Raw genomic sequence first — 18,042 nt, 5'->3', positions numbered from 1 at the left:
CCCCCGTCTCCGATCCATGCTCAAGCGGTCGAGCCGACGACACCCTCGACGAGATAGTCCATGCTTTCCAGCTCGATCGCGGCTTCGACGAAGGTCTGGCCCTCGGTTGCGACGACGTCGCCCTTGTTGTTCTTCAACGGCCCCTTGATCACCGAAAAGCCGCCCTTCATCATTTCGGCGAGCGTGCCGTCGAACTGTGCGCGCGCCGCCTCGCTGACGGCGGGGCCGAGCGGGCTCATCTTGACGAAGCCCTCGGCCAGTCCGCCGCGCGTGAAATTGGGCAGCGGCTTGCCGGCCACGAGGTCGTCGACGAACATCTTGTAGACCTTCGCCCAGTTCCATTCCGCGCCGGTCAGATATTTTTCCGGCGCCAGCGGGCTCTGATTGGCATGGTAGCCGCAGATGAAGGCGCCGCGTCCCGCCGCCGTTTCGACCACCACTTTCGGGCTGTCGACATGGCAGGTGATGACGTCGGCACCCTGATCGACCAGTGCATTGGTGGCTTCCGCCTCCTTGACTGCCAGCGACCATTCGCCGGTGAAGATCACCTGGCAGGTGATGGCCGGGTCGACCGAGCGTGCGCCGAGCAGGAAGGAATTGATGTTGAGCAGGACCTGCGGAATGGGCTTTGCCGCGACGAATCCGATCTTCTTGGTCTTGGTGGCGTGGCCGGCGGCGACGCCGTTGAGATACTGGCCCATGCCGATATAGCCGAAATAGGAACCGGCATTCATCGGATGCTTGTCCTTGTTCCACATGCCGCCGCAATGGCGGAACTGCACGTCGGGGAATTTCGCGCACATGGCCAGCATGTGCGGATCGAAATAGCCGAACGAGGTCGGGAAGATCAGCGAGGCGCCGTCGAGGTTGATCATCGATTCCATCGACTTCTGGACATCGACCGTTTCGGGGACGTTCTCCTCCTCGACCACGGAGATGCCCTCGATGGCCTTCAATGTGGCGGCACCCTCGGCATGCGCCTGGTTATAGCCGTAGTCGTCCTTCGGTCCGACATAGATGAAGCCGACAGTGACGGCAGCGGCGAACGCCCTGCTGATCGGGAATGACGCCGAGGCCAGGCCAAGCGCCGCTCCGGCGGCGGAGGTCTTGAGCAGATCGCGGCGGCTAAGCATGAATCTCTCGGTCATGTGAATGCTCCCTGTTGGACCCTTTCCGGGTCGATGAATCCCCTTCTCGTAAAAGTGCATGCAATCGCCGTGCCAGTTCAAAAGCTGGATTTTATCCAATTAAATCAGTTGGCGGGCTGATTAGCCGTGCTCAAGCGAAAGGCAATTGCATACACTTTTTGCCTTTCAATTAGCCAGTTTGACATCTAGATTAAAATTGAGGCATAGAGGACGCGCCCGAGTCGAAACTTCCGGCGAGCCACTTGCCGCACGGCCGCGAAAAAGACTGGACGGAGGAGAATTGTCGGGGAAGCGCAGCTTGATCAGGTCGGGCACGACCGTCGATCAGATGGTGAGGGCGATCGGTGACCGGATCGTCACCGGCTTCCTGCGCCCCGGCGAAAAGCTCGACGAGGCCTCGCTTGCTGCCCGTTTCGATGTGTCGCGCACCCCCGTCAGGGAAGCGCTTGGCCGGCTGAGCGCCATGGGGTTGGTCGAAAGGCGGCCCAACCGTGGCGCCACCGTCGCCGTGGTGACGCAGGAGCACCTTGCCTCGATGTTCGAGAGCATGGCCGAGCTTGAAGCGATCTGCGCGCGGTTCTCGGCCGAGCGCATGACCGCCGGCGAACGCCGCGCGCTCGAAGCCGAGCACCAGGCATCGGCGCGCCTCGTGCAACTGGGTGCGGAGGAGGACTATGAGTATTTCAACACCGAGTTCCACACCCGGCTCTATCGCGGCGCGCACAGCAAGCACATCTATGAACTGACCGTCATGACCCGCAGCCGGCTGGCGCCGTTCCGGCGCGCGCAATTCATGCTGCCGGGCCGCTTGGCCAAATCCTGGCAGGAGCATGACGTCATCGTTACCGCGATCATGCGCGGCGACGGCGCTGCCGCAGGGCATGCAGCCAAGGATCACGTCTCGATCGTCAGCGAGGCGAGCGCCGTCTTTGCCGCGGTTGACCCGATGAAACCGGCGGATTCGATCGGGATATCTTCCTAGTGGACAAAACCTGACGCGTGGTACCCGAAACGGAATACCGTTTTGACCCCGAGGCGACCTATGTCTTGCGTGTAGCGAATGGCCGCTTCGCGCCTGATGTCGGTCGTTGGACTGATTGTGGCCGCCATCCAGGAGCGGACATCCGTCGCCTAACACCCTGATCGACCAGTGCATTAATGGCCTCCGCCTCCTTGACCGCCAGCGACCATTCGCCGGTGAAGATCACCTGGCAGGTGATTGCCGGGTCGACCGAGCGTGCGCGTCACTTGCAACTTCACGAGTAGTGGAATGCCACGTGGTCAATATGGGTCCCCAACGTGAGCCCGTCTTCGATCTCGAATCGGCGGCGGCCATGCTCGAAGCCAGCGGCGACCACAGGGTTTTGAGCTGCCGTCGTTGTCAACAAACCCCACAGGCGCTAAGCTCCACGCTGGGATCAGGCAATGGAAAGTACCGATGCCGGAGCAGATGCACGCCAGGTTTTTCCATCGCCTTGTCGCCCTGTTTTTCATCCTTCTTCTCGGCGCGCATCCCGCCAGCGCCCAGAACCGCCCCGCTCCGACCCCGCTGTTCGACACTCCTGGCCTTGCCGCCGAGGCGTTGAAAGCCATCGCCGAGCGCATCGGGCGCGAGCCGCGGGTCGCGCTGGTGGATATCCGGGGCTCCGAGATGACCGTGCATGTGCAGGGCGCGCGCCCCCATCATCTCGACAAGTGGACCTGGATACGCGGCCGCGGCTTGATCATGGGCATGACGACGCAGATCCGCGGCCCGGAGATCGCCCAGCCGCTCGTCGCGACGCTCGACCCGACAACCGTCCTTTTTCCACTCGAAGGCCTGCCGCTCGACGACCTGCCCGCACTGATCGACCGGATCTCGCCCCGCGCCATGCTTGAAGAGCCAGCACTTCCGCAGTCCATTCGGATCGAGCGGCAACTCCTGCTCGTGGGCGGCACCCGCGTGGGCGAGGCGCGGATCATGGTCCACTGGAACACCGGGCGCGAAAGCTCCTACGTTTACCTCAAAATGGACGGCAGCATCCACACGGCCGATGTCTCGGGCACCTTTCGCGCCCGCGGCCTCGACATGGCGCGGGATGACTGGCATCTGCCGATGGCGGCGCAGGATCTCGCCTTCTTCGGCACCCACCGCAGCATCCTTCGGGTCGAGATCGAGCCGCGAGACATCGACGTGAGCTACATGGACCCGCAGAGCCGCAGCCAGACGACGGGCATGCGCTGGACGCTGAACGGCCTCAGCGTGAACGCGCCGATCATGGAGATGCCTGCCACGATGCGGACGCCGACCGAGGATGTGTTCGCCTTCACCGATATCGACTTCGCAATGCTGCCCGCGCTCAAGGCGGCGGCGCTGGAGAAGGTGAACGAGCCCGGCATGCGGGTGCTGAAGATAGTCGCGAACCGTCCGATCACCAGCATCGGCACGCCACAGCTTGTCTGGACGCTCACCGTCGGCGATCCTGCGAAGCAGGGAAACTGGATCACCCGGACCGAGGGCGAGGCATGGCAGGTCGTAGCAAGCCCTGCCGGCGAGATTCTTCGGGTTGTCCTTCCCCCCGGCCGACGCCCGACGGTGGATTGGTGGACGCCCGCCAACCTACGCGACGTGATCGACCGGCTCGTTTCCACCTTTCCAGTCAGCCATCCCTTCCGCGAGATCGTGCTCGATCCCCAAGGCGGCAGGGCTCATGCCGTCGACGGGGGCGACCCGACGCTGTGGCGGGAATTCAGCATCACCGCGCACGATATCTCCGTGTCGTCCATTGGAGGTGGACGCCATGACGGGGTGGACGGGACATGGTTCACGCTGGACGCGCTCGATGGCTACAGCACGGAAGTGATTTTCGACCTCGTCTCGCGCACGTTCGAGACTATGAACCTGCCCGATGGCTACATATCCAGGTTGACGTTTTCGCGCGGGAATACCTGGGTTCGGCCGCCCGAGGGGAGGGTGATGCTGGAAATACGGGTGGAGCACGGAATGCGCGGCGGCCGGCTCACCTGGCTCGCCGACGGGACGGAATTGGACCGTGTGATGCCTTGAGCTGCGGTCAGTAATCTCTCATCCGGTGATGACAACGGTCACGCCGAGCAGGCCATGGAGAGCGTCGAATCTGCAGGCTGAATCGTGCGGGTGAAACCCGCTTATTGTTCACGACCGACTTTTTAGTAGGGTCAGCACGGCTGGCTCACCCGAAAGTCCGATATCCGGCATAAGATGAGCTCGGGAAGGTCCGACGACTGTCACAAGTACTGGTTCCGGCCAATGTCGGCTTGCGCTTCTGACGATGGGGACAATCCCGCAAGGAATCCCGGAGAGTGTGAGCCATGTGGAGGATAGGCCATGAAGTGGAAGTCGCTTCGGTCAACTGCGCTCGTCGGCCTCACCGTGGCCGCGATTCTCCTGGAGGCGCGGGCTGGGTTCGCCCTCGACGAAGAACCGTTGAACCTGCTGCGGCTCACGTCGGCGAAGGTCGAATCGACCACTTCTCCCGCCGACGTGACTGCGATCGCGCGGTTGACAGACGGCGACGCGAAGACGGTCGCGGAGATCAACGCGACGGAAGCCACACCGCTGGACGTCACGTTCACGTTCGGTGGAGGCGTTGTGGCGCCGGAGGGGATCAGGGTCACGCTGCCGGAGGGCTCGGGCAGCGCGGCAGCTCGCGTGGAGATCCTCGTCTCGACGGCGTCGGCGCACGCCGGGTTCCGGTCCCTTCGCACTGACCCGCTTGCGGCGGAGGGCAAGCCGCAGACGTTCGAGTTCCCCACCACCGCGGCGCGCTGGATCATCGTGCGGCTCGCGCCGCAGCCCGGGGCGCGCAAGGTAGCGGCGGCGGAAGTGGAGGTCATCGGTCGGGAGGGTGAGCCGAAGAGCCACTACGCGTTCGCCGAGTCTCCGGCGAAGGCCTTGGACGTGCTCACGCGCCTCGAGAAGACGACATCGCTCAAGTTGGCGGTCTCTGACGACGAGAAGGCGATGTTCGCGAAGGCGAAGGCGGGGCGCTTGACGCCCGTGGAGTTCGCCGAGGCCGCGCTGCTGGCGTCGGGCGTGGTCGACGCGGGGAAAAGGAAGGAGTACCTGAAGCGCCTGGACGCGTTGGAGCAGCAGGCCCGCGCGGCGGTGGCGAACACGCGCACTCCCGCGGCCAAGGGCGAGGCGCTCCTCGAGTGGCTCCACAAGGGCCCGATTTCGAAGGGCTACGTGGCGCGCCAGACCGGCCTCGCGGTGATCTTCGACACGGGTACGTTCAATTGCGTGTCGTCCGCCGTGCTCTACAACGTGCTCGCGCTGCGGCTCGGGCTGGACGTGCGCGCGATCGAGGTGCCCGACCACGCGTTCTCGATCCTCTACGACGGCACGGGGCACATGGACGTGGAGACAACGAACGCCAAGGGGTTCAACCCCGCTAGGGACAAGGCCGCCATCGCCAAGTTCGAGCAGATGACGGGCTTCCGCTACATCCCCGACGCGCACCGCGACCAGCGCCGAGAGGTCCAGGAGGCGGGGCTGGCGGCGATCATCTACTACAACCAGGGCGTGTTGTTCTCGGAGGCGAAGCGCTACCACGAGGCGCTCGTGGCGAATTTCCGGGCGATGAGCCTCGACCCCGAGTTCGGCTCGGCGGTGAAGAACGCGCTGGCCGTGCTCGCGAACTGGGGAGCGGAGCTTTCGCGCGACGGCAAGTTCCAGGAGGCCCTGGAAGTCGTGACGACCGGCCTCGCGCTGGCGCCGAAGGACGCGGCGCTCGTCAATAACCACTCGGCTGTTTGGAGCCAGTGGGCGCTCAGCGCGGTGGACGCCGGCAAGCCGTCCGAGGCGCTCGCCATCCTCGAGCGAGCGGCCGCCGCGGTGCCCAGCGGGGGGTTCGAGGGGATGCAATCGCTGGTGTACATCCGGCCGGCGGACATACGGATGCGGGAGGGCCGGTGGGAGGACGCGCTCGCGGCGGCCGTGCCGGGCTTCGAGGCGCTCGCGGGCGAGCCGCGCAAGGAGCTCGAGAAGTGGCTCGGCTACTTCGGGCAGGAGTGGTCCGCCGCGCTGGCCAAGAAGGAGGGTGAGGCGAGGGCCCTTGGGGCACTGCGCGGTTTCGTGGCGCGCTTCCCCGGCAACGAGCACGTGACTTCGGCGGCGGATAGCCACGTACGCCGGATGGCGTTCGGGTTGGCCGACGCGGGGAAGTTCGAGGAGGCGCTCGCGGCGATCCAGGGGGCCAAGGATTTGATGAAAGACACAGCGGGCGTCCGCGAGGCGTCGCTTTACGTCTACGACGACTGGGCGAAACGCCACATGAAGGACGGTCGGTGGGAAATGGCGGCGGATGTGTACGTGAAGGGGTTGGCGGCGTACCCGGGCGAGGGGCTGTTCAAGGGCAACGTGGCGTATCTTGCGCAGGAGTGGACGAAAGCCGCCTACGCGAAGGGCGGCGCGAACGCGGCGGCCGAGGTGATGAAGTCAATGGCGGAGCGGTTTCCGGGGCTGACGGGCCTGTCGAAGAGTGGCGGGAATGAACTGCAACGGGCCGTAAACGCGCGCGTCGAGGAGGGGAAGTACGAGGAGGCGCTCGCGGCCTTGGAGAAGGGGCGGCAGCTGCTGGAGGATAGCGACGCGGAGCAGACGTACCTGTACGTGTACGACTTCTGGGCGAGGAACCGCATGGAGGCCGGCGCGTGGGAGGAGGCCGCGGACGTGTACCTGAAGGCGCTCGCGCGATATCCAGAGGCGGGCATGCTCAAGCAGAACGTCGCGTACCTGGGCCAGGAGTGGACGAAAGCCGCCTATGCGAAGGGCGGAGCCCCGGCGGCCGCCGCGGTCGCGAAGGCCCTCGCGGCGAAGTTCCCTGGAGTCGAGTCCATCGGGAAGTCCGGCGGCCAAGGGTGGCCCGTGTAGTCCATGACTCGATTGGAAACGGGAAGTTCGAGGCCGCGCTCGCGGCCGTGGACCAAGGGAAGGAGTTCCTGCCGGGAAACGAGGCGCAGGAGCTCTACTTCGCGGCGTACGACGGCTGGGCCAAGCGTTACATGCAGGACGGCCAGTGGGAGAAGGCGGCAGACGTCTACGAGGCGGGTCTCGGGCGGTTCCCCGCGATGGAAAAGCTTCAGGGGCGCATCGGGTGGTTCGCGCAAGAATGGGCGAAGGAAGTGGCCGCTTGGCAGGGGTCGGACAAGGCCGTGGAGGTTCTGCGAGCGTTGAAGCAGAGGTTCCCGGGCCTGCAGGACGTGGCGCGATCGTCGAAGAACTACCTGAACAACGATGTGAACGCTCTCGTGCGGGACAACAAACACGAGGAGGCGCTCGCTGTGATCGAGAGGCTGAAGGACCTCGCGGAAGGGGAGGCGGACGTGGAGAGACTCGCAGTGTTCGCGTACGACCGGTGGGCGAGGAGGTTCATAGACAAGAAGGACTGGGATGGGGCGATTGCGATCTACGACAAGGGCCTCGCGCGGTATCCGGACCAACGATTGTTCGAGCAGAACAAGGCGTATTGCATCGAGCAAAAGAGCAGGTAGGAGCGGGCTGTCCGCTCACGGGTGGATCCGGCGCCCGTATGCCTCCCAGAGAGGACCCGGGTGTAGGGGGCAGGGACGGGGAGTTGCTAATGGCATCAAGTCCAGTCCCGCACAAACTGGACGAGAAAACCAAGCAAATCTCGGGGCCGTGTGTTTTGGGGGAATGACGTGAGGTGACCACTAGCAGCAATCAGGCAAACTGCCCAATCCGTCGGCGATGCGATGATTTTCGCGTCACTCGCGCGAATGCTCGATGCCTCACAGCTCCACAAATGCCGGCCTTTTGGCCTGTTCGGCATTGGCATGCTCCTTGCTTCGTTGGTGATGTGCAGAGCGTCTAGGGTTCCGGCCGCAACACAGCGGTGCTGGTCCAAGAGATGCGACCGCCAGGGATGCACTGAGGCATCCGGCGGAACACGGCGGGCCAAAATCCCGGGAGAACCCTGCACGGGTTTGCTGGCGCGAACCTCTCCCGGATGCGCGCTCGCAAACCCCAACATTAAATCCGGTCGCAATCCGGATCGCGAACAGGGGTACGCAATGCTTCGCAAGCTGGCCGCAATCATCCTAGCCGCATCACTCGGCCTTCCCATCGCTTCCGCCGCCGACGCGGCGCCCAAGAAAGACTTCAAGATATGCTGGTCGATCTATGTCGGCTGGATGCCGTGGGGCTATCTCTCCGACAGCGGCATCATGAAGAAATGGGCCGACAAAAACGGCATCAATGTCGAGATCACCCGCATCAACGACTATGTCGAAAGCATCAACCAGTACACCGCCGGCGGTTTCGACGGCTGTTCGATGACCAACATGGACGCGCTGTCGATCCCCGCAGGCGGCGGCGTTGACACCACCGCCTTGATCATCGGCGACTTCTCCAACGGCAACGATGCGGTGATCCTCAAGGACAAGGCCGCGCTCGCCGACATTGCCGGCCAGAAGGTCAATCTCGTCGAGCTCTCCGTCTCGCATTACCTGCTGGCGCGGGCACTGGACACGGTCAAGCTCGCCGAGAAGGACATCACCGTCGTCAACACGTCCGATGCCGACATGGTCGCCGCCTACGGCACCAGCGACGTCACCTCGGTCGTTACCTGGAACCCGCTGGTTTCCGAGATCGTCGCCATGCCGGGTGCGCACAAGGTTTTCGATTCCGCGCAGGTTCCCGGTGAGATCATCGACATGATGGTCGTCAACACCGAGACGCTGAAGGACAATCCGGCATTGGGCAAGGCGCTTGTCGGTGCGTGGTACGAGGTGATGGACCTGATGATCTCCGACACGCCGGAAGGCAAGGCAGCCAAGGAGGAGATGGCCAAGGCGTCCGGCACCGACCTCGCCGGCTTCGACGCGCAGCTTGCCTCGACGGCAATGTTCTTCGACCCCGCCAAGGCGGTCGAGTTTACCGAAGGCAGCGAATTGCCGAAGACGATGGATCTGGTCCGCAACTTCCTGTTTAGCCACGGCATTCTCGGCACCAATGCGACGAGCGTCGACGTCGTCGGCATGAGCTTTGCCGACGGATCGACGCTGGGCGACGCCAAGAACGTCAAGCTGCGTTTCGATCCAGCGTTCATGGCCGAGGCGGCAACCGCAACGCCCTGACCCGACATGCTGGCCAAGGGAATGAGTGCCAGGGATGAAGCCTCCGCGACGGGCGGTGAGGGCACCACGCGCCCTTCCCGGCCAAAGCCGAGGGTGCGCCTTCGCATGATCAATGCGAAGGTTTCGCGCGGCGGCGCCTTGTTCCTCGGCGGCTTGCCGTTCCTGTTCGTGGCGATCGCCTATCTGATCGCTTCGGCGCAACGACTGGCGGTCAATCCCAGCGACAAGCTGCTGCCTTCGCCGGTACAGATGTGGTCGGCCTTTCTTGACCTTGCCACGGTGCCGGACAAGCGCTCGGGCGACCTCATCCTGTGGGTCGACACCTATGCCAGTCTCCTCAGGCTGTTCGCGGGCGTGGGCGTTGCCACGGTCGCCGCGCTTTCGCTCGGCATTGCCATCGGCTTCATCCCGCGGGTGCGGGCGTTCCTGCTGCCCTTCGTCACCGTCGTTTGCGTCATCCCTCCGCTGGCGCTGCTGCCGATCCTGTTCATCGCGCTCGGCCTCGGCGAAACGGCCAAGATCACGCTGATCGCCGTCGGCGTCGCGCCGGTGATGGTGCGCGACATCGCCAACCGGGTGATGGAGTTGCCACCAGAACTGGTGGCCAAGGCGCAAACGCTTGGCGGCAACAGCTGGACCACGGTCTTGCGGCTGGTGCTGCCGCAGATCATGCCGCGCCTCATCACTTGCGTGCGGCTGGCACTCGGGCCGGCCTGGCTGTTCCTGATCGCCGCCGAAGCCATCGCCTCGACCGAAGGGCTGGGTTACCGCATCTTCCTCGTCCGCCGCTATCTCTCGATGGACGTCATCCTGCCCTATGTCGCCTGGATCACGCTGCTTGCCGTGATCACCGACTGGCTGCTGGTGCGGCTGTCGCGGGCAATCTCCCCTTGGGCACATCCGGTGGAGGCCAGATGATCCGCATCGTCGTTCACGGGCTGGAAAAGAGTTATGGCGATGCCCGCGTGCTCGAGCGGGTCAACGTCACCGCCGAAGCCGGCGAATTCCTGTCGCTGGTCGGCGCCAGCGGCTGCGGAAAATCGACGTTCCTGCGCATTCTGCTCGGCCAGGAGCAGCAGAGCAGCGGCGTCGTCATCGTCGGCGATGGTCCGATCGTGCCCGAGCCGACGCCGCAGCGCGGCATCGTCTTTCAGCGCTATTCGGTGTTTCCGCATCTGACCGCCATCCAGAACCTGCTGCTGGTCGAAGACTTTCGCTCGGGCGGGCCGTTTGGCCGCGTCTTCGGCGCCAGGCGCAGAAACGCCAGGCAACAGGCCGAGGCCATGCTGGCGCGGGTTGGCCTCGCCCATGCGCGCGACCTCTATCCGGCATCGCTCTCCGGCGGCATGCAGCAGCGGCTGGCGATTGCGCAGACCTTGCTCGGCCGGCCGCAGATCCTGCTTCTCGACGAGCCGTTCGGGGCGCTCGATCCGGGCATCCGCGTCGAGATGCACGACCTGCTGACCGAGCTCTGGACCGAGCATGGCATGACGGTGGTGATGGTCACCCACGATATCGGCGAGGCCTTCAAGCTCGGCACCCGTGTGCTGGTCTTCGACAAGGTGCGCCACGATCCGCAGTTCCCGTCGGCTTACGGCGCGACGATCACCTACGATTTGAAGCTCGATCGCAAGACCCGGGCTTCCTCTCATCACTTGGCCAAGGTGGCCGCGATGGTCGGGACGACCCGGCCGGATACAGCAACGGCGACGACGGCGTCGTAACGGAGAGTTTGAATGTCCAGAGATATCCCCGAACGCAGCCACCGCCGGGCAGGGCTCGTCGCCCGGGCGGCCAGGGAGCGTTTTCACCACCCCGATTTCGACGCCCGCGGCACGCAGGGCTGGAAATCTATCGAGGCCGAGGGCAAGCTGCCGGAAAGCGGCTGGCGCAAGGAGCAGCAATGGGCGCTCGACATGGGCCTGCCAGGGTCGGAGTCGATCGTCGACAAGTCGATCCCGACATTCGCGCGCGGCGAGCTGCCGCATTTCGCCGGCATCAACACCTTTCTCAAGGCGCCCTATGTCGAGAACGTCCGCGACGTCGGCAAATATGATGCTGCCGTCATCGGCATTCCTTTCGACAGCGGCACCACTTACCGGCCGGGAACCCGCTTCGGGCCGCAAGGCATTCGCCGCATCTCGGCGCTGTACACGCCGTACAATTACGAGCTCGGCGTCGATTTGCGCGAGCAGATGATGCTGTGCGACGCCGGCGACGTCTTCACCATTCCCGCCAACCTGGAAAAGAGCTTCGACCAGATCACCAAGGGCGTCAGCCATGTCGCTTCGTCCGGCGCGCTTCCGATCATGCTGGGCGGCGACCACTCGATCGGTTTCCCTTGCGTGCGCGGCATCGCCGATGTGACCTCGAAGCGCATCGGCATCATCCATTTCGACCGCCATATCGACATCCAGGAAAAGGATCTCGACGAGCGCATGCACACCACGCCCTGGTACTGGGCGACCAACCTGCCGAACGTCTCGGCGACCAATCTCGTGCAGCTCGGCATCGGCGGCTGGCAGGTCCCGCGCTACGGCGTCGCCGAGGCGAGAAAACGCGGCACCAACGTGCTGACCATTGCCGACATCGAGCAGATGGGGCTTGAGAAGGCGGCGGAAATCGCGCTCGAGCTCGCATGGAAGGACACCGACGCCGTCTACATCTCTTTCGACGTCGACAGCCTCGATTGCGGTTTCGTGCCCGGCACGGGCTGGCCTGAGCCGGGCGGCTTCCTGCCGCGCGAGGCGCTGAAGCTGCTTGGGCTGGTGACGGCTCCCGGCATTTGCGGCCTGGAAGTGGTCGAGGTCTCGCCGCCCTACGACACGTCGGACATCACCGCGCTGTTCGGCGTGCGCGTCGTCGTCGAGGCGCTGGGCTCGATGGTCGCGCACGGCAATCTCGGCAAGCACAAATCGATCATCGACAAACCGGTGAGTTTTTGACCATGCACGACGATCATCACCACAGTCATGGCCACGACGGCGGCCACAATCATCACGGGCCGAACGGTCATCATGACCATCCGCACGCCCCCGGCCACAATGGGCCCGCTGGCAAGCCGCTGCAATGGCAGACGCCGCATCTGCCGGAGCAGGCTCACGAGCTGCCGGTTGATCCCGCATCGGTCGATCTCGACCTGGTCGAAACCGCCTTCCTCGAAGGCTTTGCGCGGGCGCCGGACCCATCCAGCTTTCTGCGTCTGGCCGGCATACCCTTTGTCGGCGAGAGGGCCGACGGCGTGCGGCTTCATCTCTTGCGCGTCGAAACTGAGGATCTGGTCGACGTCGGCGCGGTCATGCCGCTCGTCGGCGGCACCGGCGTCGCCTATCACCCGCTGCCGGCGCGCCTGACATCGCACCGCCGCCGCCTCGCTTTCATCTATCACGATGGCAGCGAGCAAAAGCCGCTCGGCTTCGCCGCCGCGCGCTCCCTAGCAGACCGTTCCGCCGCTTCGCAATTCCCCGTTCCCGGGCACTGAAACCAGAACCCGTCATTCTCATCAAACAGGTGCAACCATGAAAACTTTGGCAAGCATGAAGATATTTGCAAGACTTGGCATCCTTTCAGCTCTCGCCGCCGTCACACCGTCGCTGGCGTTTGCCCATAGCGGCGGCGCTCACGTCCACGGCTTTTTCGCCGGCCTCGAACATCCGCTGTTCGGCATGGATCATCTGCTCGCAATGGTTGCAGTCGGCATGATCGGCGCCCGTGCCGGCGGGCGCAGCATTGTCCTTGTGCCGCTGTTCTTTGTCTCGGCCATGGTCGCAGGGGCCTTGCTCGGCATGGCCGGCATCGGCCTGCCTTCGCTTGAAACCGGCATCGCGCTGTCGCTTGTGGTCTTCGGCGCGATGGTCGGCCTCGCCAAGCCGCTGCCGCTGGCCGCCGCGGCGGCACTGACGGCCCTGTTCGGCCTCTTCCACGGCAACGCCCACGGCATTGAGAGTCCCGAGAGCGCCGGCGGCATCGCCTACGCCGCTGGCTTCATGCTCGCCACGTCGATGCCGCATGCAATCGGCATTCTGTCCGCTGTCAAGCTGGCTCGTTGGCCGACGACGGTCCGCACCGCTGGAATCGCCACCTCGCTGGTTGGAATGGCCATGGCGGCCCAAGCTTTTTGAGACATAGGCAGTCGGCGAACAGAACTGGAAAGCAGATGAGCCAGAAGTGGTCGATGAGGCTGCGGCGCGTCCGCGATTTGCTGTACCAGATCCTGAAGGTCCGAGCCCAACGGCTTTGAGGGGCGCGGTATTCGCGTCCCTCCGGTCGAAATGAGCGTCAGAACTCGAGCGCCTGCCTGAGCGCCGGACCGCTCCTGACACGCAGATCGAGGTCGGCCTCGATATGGTCGATGTGGTGCAGCATCAGGGCGCTGGCGCGTTCGGAATTGCCATTTTCCAGCGCCTCCAGGATATTCATGTGTTCGCTATGGCCGCAGCTCGAGACGCCCGAGCGGCCGTAGAGCGCGATCACCAGCGATGACCGCGCCACCAGTTCTTCCATGAAGCGCTGGAGGATGGCGTTTCCGGCAACCGAAGCCAGCAGCAGGTGAAAATCGCCCGAAGCCTTGATTTCCGAGCGTCTTGCATTTGGTCCGCGTTCGGCAATGAAGCGGCCCTCTTCATCCAGCTGCGCCTTGAAGGCAGCGACATGGTCCGGCGTCATCCGCCCGGCTGCGGCAATCGCTATGCCGGGCTCGATGAGCCGGCGCGAAGCAAAGACCTGACGCGCTTCCTCCGGCGACGGGTTGGCGACGAAGGCGCCACGATTGCGCTCGGTCCGCACCAGGCCTTCGAAGGAGAGCATCTGCAGCGCCGCGCGCGCCACGGTGCGGCTGACATCGAATAAAGTGCCGACCTCGCCTTCCGACAGCTTGGTTCCGGGCGCCAGCCGGCGGTCGACGATCGCGTCGCGCAACTGGTCGCGGATCGCCTGGGCGCGATCCTCGTTGGCACTGTCGACAGCAGGGAAAGTCTGGTCGGCTATATTCATGATGGTCGTCCCTGCACCTTTCTACCCTGAATCGGGTCGCTTGCACGAGGGACAAAGTGAATACGATGCCGAAAAAGATTGCATACGATTTTTGCGAGAATCGCTGGCGATCGCCTATAATTTGTGCATTCTCAGGCATGCCGTTTCGAAGGGCAGCCGGAGGCAATTCTGATTTTCCCAAGGAATCAAACGTTTGAGGCCGATCTAGGGCAGTTGGCATGCATGATGCTTTGCTTAAGTTGATTTAGAGAGGAAGCCGGATGTCCAAAGCCGCCGAAATCGACATCGTGTCCGTTTCGAAGATCTATGGCGCGACGACTGCCGTCGAAGACATCAGCTTGAAAATCCCCGCGGGAACCTATTGCTGCCTGCTCGGGCCGTCCGGCTGCGGCAAGACCTCGACGCTGCGCATGATTGCCGGGCACGAAACCATATCGAGCGGCGACGTGCGTCTCGGCAACACGGTGGTCACCGACCTGCCGCCGGCCAGGCGCGGCACCGCCATGATGTTCCAGTCCTACGCGCTGTTTCCGCATCTCGACCTGATCGACAATGTTGCGTTCAGCCTCAAGATGAAGGGCGTCGGCAAGGAAGAGCGCCGCGCCAGGGCGCTCGATATGCTGAAGCTGATGCAGATGGAGGGCTACGCCGGCCGCCGCCCGGCGCAGCTTTCGGGCGGACAGCAGCAACGCGTCGCTCTGGCCCGCGCGCTGATCACCGACCCCGAAGCGCTGCTGCTCGACGAGCCGCTGTCGGCACTCGATCCATTCCTGAAGATCCGCATGCGGGCGGAACTGAAGAAGCTGCAGACGTCGCTCGGCATCACTTTCGTCCACGTCACCCACAGCCAGGAGGAGGCGATGGCGCTCGCCGACCTGATCGTGGTCATGAATGACGGCCGTATCGAGCAGGCGGCGCATCCGCGCATCGTCTTCGAGCGGCCGGCCACCGCGTTCGTAGCCCGCTTCATGGGCGATCACAACGTCGTCTCCGGCCGCGTCAGCGGCAGCCGCGACGGCATGGTTGTCTTCGATGTGCCGGGTGGGGCCTCGCTTGCGGCCAGCGGGCAGGGCAGGGCGATCGGCGAGCCGATCGATATCGCCATTCGCACCGACCATGTGCGGATCGGCGACCCACTGGCCACCGGGCTCGGCTTCACTGGCATCGCTTCCAACGTCGAATACCGCGGCTCGACCGTAAAACTCTCGGTCAATGGCGCCGGCATTGAGGATTTTACCGTCATCGTCGACGACACCAGCTTCTTCGCCAAGCGGGTCGCCGTCGGCGACGCGGTGCCGATCGCCTGGGACGCCGAGGACGCGATCGTCCTTGGTCGTCTCGATTCCTGAACCAGAACCATCAATCAAAACAGGGGAACTGACATGACCAACACCACCGACAACAAGACAGGAATTTCCCGCCGCTCGCTGCTCAAGACCGGTGCTGCCGCCGTCGGTCTTGCCGCCGGTTCGGGTGCCATCACCGGGTTTCCGACGATCTGGGCGCAGAACCCGATCACCCTGCGCCAGTTCGGCACCGGCGTGTCGAACCTCAACGCCATTGCCGACAAGTGCAAGGCCGACCTCGGCATCACGCTGGAAATGACCGCGACCGATTCCGACGCCGCCGCCCAGCGCGCGGTGACCCAGCCGGACAGCTACGACATCGCCGACATCGAATACTGGATCGCCAAGAAGGTCTATCCGTCCGGCGTGATGCAGCCGATGGATGTCAAGAAGCTGAAATATTATGACAAGATCGTACCGCTGTTCATCACCGGCAAGCTGACGCCCGACAGCGTCATCGCCCAGGGCACCGCGCCCCATACCGTCGGCTTCGTCGAGGCGCAGGACGCCAAGACCTTCGCCAAGCAGCCGACGCAGTGGATGACGATGGTTCCGACCATCTACAATGCCGATACGCTCGGCATCCGCCCCGACCTCGTCGGCCGCGAGATCACCACCTGGGCCGACATCATGGATCCGGCCTTCAAGGGCAAGGCCGCCATCCTCAATATCCCGTCGATCGGCATCATGGATGCGGCGATGATCATGGAAGCCATGGGCAACGTCAAATACGCCGACAAGGGCAACATGACCAAGGAGGAGATCGACAAGACGATCGACTTCCTGATCAAGGCCAAGCAGGACGGCCAGTTCCGTGCCTTCTGGAAATCGTTCGACGAGAGCGTCAATTTGATGGCATCGGGCGAAGTGGTCATCCAGTCGATGTGGTCTCCGGCCGTCGCTGCGGTGCGCTCCAAGGGCATCGCCTGCAAGTACCAGCCGCTCAAGGAAGGCTATCGCTCGTGGGGCGGCGGCCTTGGCCTGGCGGCGCACCTTAAGGGCGCCGAGCTCGACGCCGCTTACGAATACATCAACTGGTACCTGTCCGGCTGGGTCGGCGCCTACCTCAACCGCCAGGGCTATTACTCGGCCGCCATGGACACGGCCAAGCAGTTCATGTCCGAGGACGAATGGGGCTACTGGGTCGACGGCAAGCCGGCCAAGGGCGATATCATGGCGCCGGACGGCAAGATCATGGAGAAGGCAGGCGCGGTGCGTGACGGCGGCTCCTTCGTCGAGCGCATGGGCAAGGTCGCCTGCTGGAACTCGGTCATGGACGAGGACCGCTACATGGTGAGGCGCTGGAACGAATTCATCGCGGCGTAGTGCCTTCTTGCCTTCTCCCCTTGTGGGAGAAGGTGGCCGAGCGAAGCTCGGTCGGATGAGGGGTGTTGGACGGATCGCCAACACTGAGTTTCTTCCAACACCCCTCATCCGTCTTGCCGCTGCGCGCCAATCCACCTTCTCCCACAAGGGGAGAAGGGACGCAGCTCCGGCCGCCTCGCAGCCTACCGAGATATTGATGACAGCAGTGCTCGAACGTCCTGGAATGATCAAGGCCAAACCGGCCAAACGCCGCCGCGTCTCGGTCGCCCGCTTCGTCCCCTACCTCCAGGCGGCGCCGCTGGCGCTGATCCTTGGCGCATTCCTTTTGCTGCCGATCCTGATGATCGCCGTGGTCTCCTTCTGGGATTACGATTTCGCTGCGATGTATCCGGATTTCCTGACCATCAACTACGCCGACACGCTCGGCTCCTGGGTGACCTGGAAAACCTATCTGAACACGCTGAAATACGCTGGTATCGTCTGGGCACTGACGCTGTTCGTCGGCTTCTGGGTCGCCTATTTCCTAGCCTTCCATGTCAGGACCACCGCCATGCAGATGGTGCTGTTCCTGGTCTGCACGGTGCCGTTCCTGACCTCCAACATCATCCGCATGATCTCGTGGATTCCGGTGCTTGGCCGCAACGGCCTGGTCAACTCGACGCTGGTTGAGATCGGGCTGATCCCGAAGCCGATCGAATGGCTGCTCTATTCCGAATTCGCCGTGGTGCTGGCCATGGTGCATCTCTACACGCTGTTCATGGTGACGCCGATCTTCAACACGCTGATGCGCATCGACAAGTCGCTGCTCGAGGCCGCGCGCGATGCCGGCGCGTCTGGCTGGCAGGTGTTGTGGAACGTTGTCATCCCGCTTGCCAAGCCCGGCATGGCGATCGGCACCATCTTCGTCGTCACGCTGGTGATGGCCGACTTTTCGACGGTGCAGGTGATGTCCGGCGGACAGAGCGCATCCGTCGCGCTGATGATGAAGAACCAGATGTCGCTGCTGCAATATCCGGCAGCGGCCGCCAACGCGGTCGTGCTGCTGGTGCTGGTGCTGCTGATGGTCGCCGGCATCCTGCGCATCGTCGACATCCGCAAGGAACTGTGAGGCG

General features: G+C 63.8%; 15 protein-coding genes and 1 riboswitch. Of the genes, 13 read left to right on the top strand and 2 right to left on the bottom strand.

The window, feature by feature from the left end; all coding sequences use genetic code 11:
- Positions 1 to 20 precede the first annotated feature (20 nt).
- Positions 21 to 1,148, bottom strand: a complete 1,128-nt coding sequence (locus AC0L3O_RS04450; RefSeq protein ID WP_473614908.1) for a BMP family ABC transporter substrate-binding protein — start codon at positions 1,146 to 1,148, stop codon at positions 21 to 23.
- A gap of 298 nt (positions 1,149 to 1,446) precedes the next feature.
- Between AC0L3O_RS04450 and AC0L3O_RS04445 the strand changes: the two genes are divergently transcribed.
- From AC0L3O_RS04445 to AC0L3O_RS04400, 10 genes are all read left to right on the top strand, one after another.
- Positions 1,447 to 2,130 (top strand): GntR family transcriptional regulator, encoded by a 684-nt coding sequence (locus AC0L3O_RS04445; RefSeq protein WP_473614906.1) that lies wholly within the window; start codon positions 1,447 to 1,449, stop codon positions 2,128 to 2,130.
- Between the two features lie 456 nt (positions 2,131 to 2,586).
- On the top strand, positions 2,587 to 4,194 hold the full coding sequence (locus AC0L3O_RS04440; RefSeq protein WP_473614905.1) for a hypothetical protein: 1,608 nt from the start codon (positions 2,587 to 2,589) through the stop codon (positions 4,192 to 4,194).
- Between the two features lie 300 nt (positions 4,195 to 4,494).
- A complete protein-coding gene (locus AC0L3O_RS04435) occupies positions 4,495 to 7,041 on the top strand; it encodes a hypothetical protein (protein WP_473614904.1) in 2,547 nt (848 codons plus the stop codon).
- Positions 7,029 to 7,661, top strand: a complete 633-nt coding sequence (locus AC0L3O_RS04430) for a tetratricopeptide repeat protein (protein WP_473614902.1) — start codon at positions 7,029 to 7,031, stop codon at positions 7,659 to 7,661. Before AC0L3O_RS04435 ends, AC0L3O_RS04430 begins: the two co-directional genes overlap by 13 nt.
- A 326-nt stretch (positions 7,662 to 7,987) precedes the next feature.
- A riboswitch (guanidine-I (ykkC/yxkD leader) is annotated at positions 7,988 to 8,102 on the top strand.
- A 99-nt stretch (positions 8,103 to 8,201) separates the two neighbouring features.
- A complete protein-coding gene (locus tag AC0L3O_RS04425) occupies positions 8,202 to 9,266 on the top strand; it encodes a putative urea ABC transporter substrate-binding protein (protein ID WP_473534898.1) in 1,065 nt (354 codons plus the stop codon).
- 105 nt (positions 9,267 to 9,371) lie between these two features.
- Positions 9,372 to 10,184, top strand: coding sequence for an ABC transporter permease (locus tag AC0L3O_RS04420; RefSeq protein WP_128171902.1), 813 nt, complete (start codon positions 9,372 to 9,374; stop codon positions 10,182 to 10,184).
- A complete protein-coding gene (locus AC0L3O_RS04415) occupies positions 10,181 to 10,990 on the top strand; it encodes an ATP-binding cassette domain-containing protein (RefSeq protein WP_287171725.1) in 810 nt (269 codons plus the stop codon). Before AC0L3O_RS04420 ends, AC0L3O_RS04415 begins: the two co-directional genes overlap by 4 nt.
- 12 nt (positions 10,991 to 11,002) lie before the next feature.
- The gene (locus tag AC0L3O_RS04410) at positions 11,003 to 12,211 is read left to right on the top strand and encodes an agmatinase family protein (RefSeq protein ID WP_473534897.1); all 1,209 of its coding nucleotides are present in this window, start codon (positions 11,003 to 11,005) and stop codon (positions 12,209 to 12,211) included.
- 2 nt (positions 12,212 to 12,213) lie between these two features.
- Positions 12,214 to 12,747: a hypothetical protein gene (locus tag AC0L3O_RS04405; protein WP_128171905.1), complete on the top strand. Its 534-nt coding sequence runs from the start codon at positions 12,214 to 12,216 to the stop codon at positions 12,745 to 12,747.
- Between the two features lie 55 nt (positions 12,748 to 12,802).
- Positions 12,803 to 13,387 (top strand): HupE/UreJ family protein, encoded by a 585-nt coding sequence (locus AC0L3O_RS04400; RefSeq protein WP_473614901.1) that lies wholly within the window; start codon positions 12,803 to 12,805, stop codon positions 13,385 to 13,387.
- 157 nt (positions 13,388 to 13,544) lie between these two features.
- Here the strand turns inward: AC0L3O_RS04400 and AC0L3O_RS04395 are convergent, their stop codons facing one another.
- A complete protein-coding gene (locus AC0L3O_RS04395) occupies positions 13,545 to 14,258 on the bottom strand; it encodes a GntR family transcriptional regulator (RefSeq protein ID WP_023800160.1) in 714 nt (237 codons plus the stop codon).
- A 260-nt stretch (positions 14,259 to 14,518) separates the two neighbouring features.
- Here AC0L3O_RS04395 and AC0L3O_RS04390 point away from each other — a divergent pair, with 260 nt between their 5' ends.
- From AC0L3O_RS04390 to AC0L3O_RS04380, 3 genes are all read left to right on the top strand, one after another.
- The gene (locus AC0L3O_RS04390; protein WP_473614899.1) at positions 14,519 to 15,607 is read left to right on the top strand and encodes an ABC transporter ATP-binding protein; all 1,089 of its coding nucleotides are present in this window, start codon (positions 14,519 to 14,521) and stop codon (positions 15,605 to 15,607) included.
- A gap of 33 nt (positions 15,608 to 15,640) precedes the next feature.
- On the top strand, positions 15,641 to 16,930 hold the full coding sequence (locus tag AC0L3O_RS04385) for an ABC transporter substrate-binding protein (protein ID WP_287341357.1): 1,290 nt from the start codon (positions 15,641 to 15,643) through the stop codon (positions 16,928 to 16,930).
- A 223-nt stretch (positions 16,931 to 17,153) separates the two neighbouring features.
- Complete coding sequence (locus tag AC0L3O_RS04380) at positions 17,154 to 18,038, top strand: ABC transporter permease (RefSeq protein WP_473615019.1); 885 nt, start codon at positions 17,154 to 17,156, stop codon at positions 18,036 to 18,038.
- Positions 18,039 to 18,042 lie beyond the last annotated feature (4 nt).

The organism is Mesorhizobium sp. WSM4810 (genome assembly GCF_055811235.1).
The sequence above is the reverse complement of the archived record's forward strand: the minus strand, read 5'-3'. Positions and strand labels throughout refer to the sequence as shown.

Excerpts from the sequence above, each read along its gene's own strand:
- AC0L3O_RS04450 (WP_473614908.1), bottom strand. The coding sequence starts at position 1,148 with ATGACCGAGAGATTCATGCTTAGCCGCCGCGATCTGCTCAAGACCTCC.
- AC0L3O_RS04440 (WP_473614905.1), top strand. The coding sequence starts at position 2,587 with ATGCCGGAGCAGATGCACGCCAGGTTTTTCCATCGCCTTGTCGCCCTG.
- AC0L3O_RS04435 (WP_473614904.1), top strand. The coding sequence starts at position 4,495 with ATGAAGTGGAAGTCGCTTCGGTCAACTGCGCTCGTCGGCCTCACCGTG.
- AC0L3O_RS04425 (WP_473534898.1), top strand. The coding sequence starts at position 8,202 with ATGCTTCGCAAGCTGGCCGCAATCATCCTAGCCGCATCACTCGGCCTT.
- AC0L3O_RS04420 (WP_128171902.1), top strand. The coding sequence starts at position 9,372 with ATGATCAATGCGAAGGTTTCGCGCGGCGGCGCCTTGTTCCTCGGCGGC.
- AC0L3O_RS04415 (WP_287171725.1), top strand. The coding sequence starts at position 10,181 with ATGATCCGCATCGTCGTTCACGGGCTGGAAAAGAGTTATGGCGATGCC.
- AC0L3O_RS04410 (WP_473534897.1), top strand. The coding sequence starts at position 11,003 with ATGTCCAGAGATATCCCCGAACGCAGCCACCGCCGGGCAGGGCTCGTC.
- AC0L3O_RS04405 (WP_128171905.1), top strand. The coding sequence starts at position 12,214 with ATGCACGACGATCATCACCACAGTCATGGCCACGACGGCGGCCACAAT.
- AC0L3O_RS04400 (WP_473614901.1), top strand. The coding sequence starts at position 12,803 with ATGAAGATATTTGCAAGACTTGGCATCCTTTCAGCTCTCGCCGCCGTC.
- AC0L3O_RS04395 (WP_023800160.1), bottom strand. The coding sequence starts at position 14,258 with ATGAATATAGCCGACCAGACTTTCCCTGCTGTCGACAGTGCCAACGAG.
- AC0L3O_RS04390 (WP_473614899.1), top strand. The coding sequence starts at position 14,519 with ATGTCCAAAGCCGCCGAAATCGACATCGTGTCCGTTTCGAAGATCTAT.
- AC0L3O_RS04385 (WP_287341357.1), top strand. The coding sequence starts at position 15,641 with ATGACCAACACCACCGACAACAAGACAGGAATTTCCCGCCGCTCGCTG.
- AC0L3O_RS04380 (WP_473615019.1), top strand. The coding sequence starts at position 17,154 with ATGATCAAGGCCAAACCGGCCAAACGCCGCCGCGTCTCGGTCGCCCGC.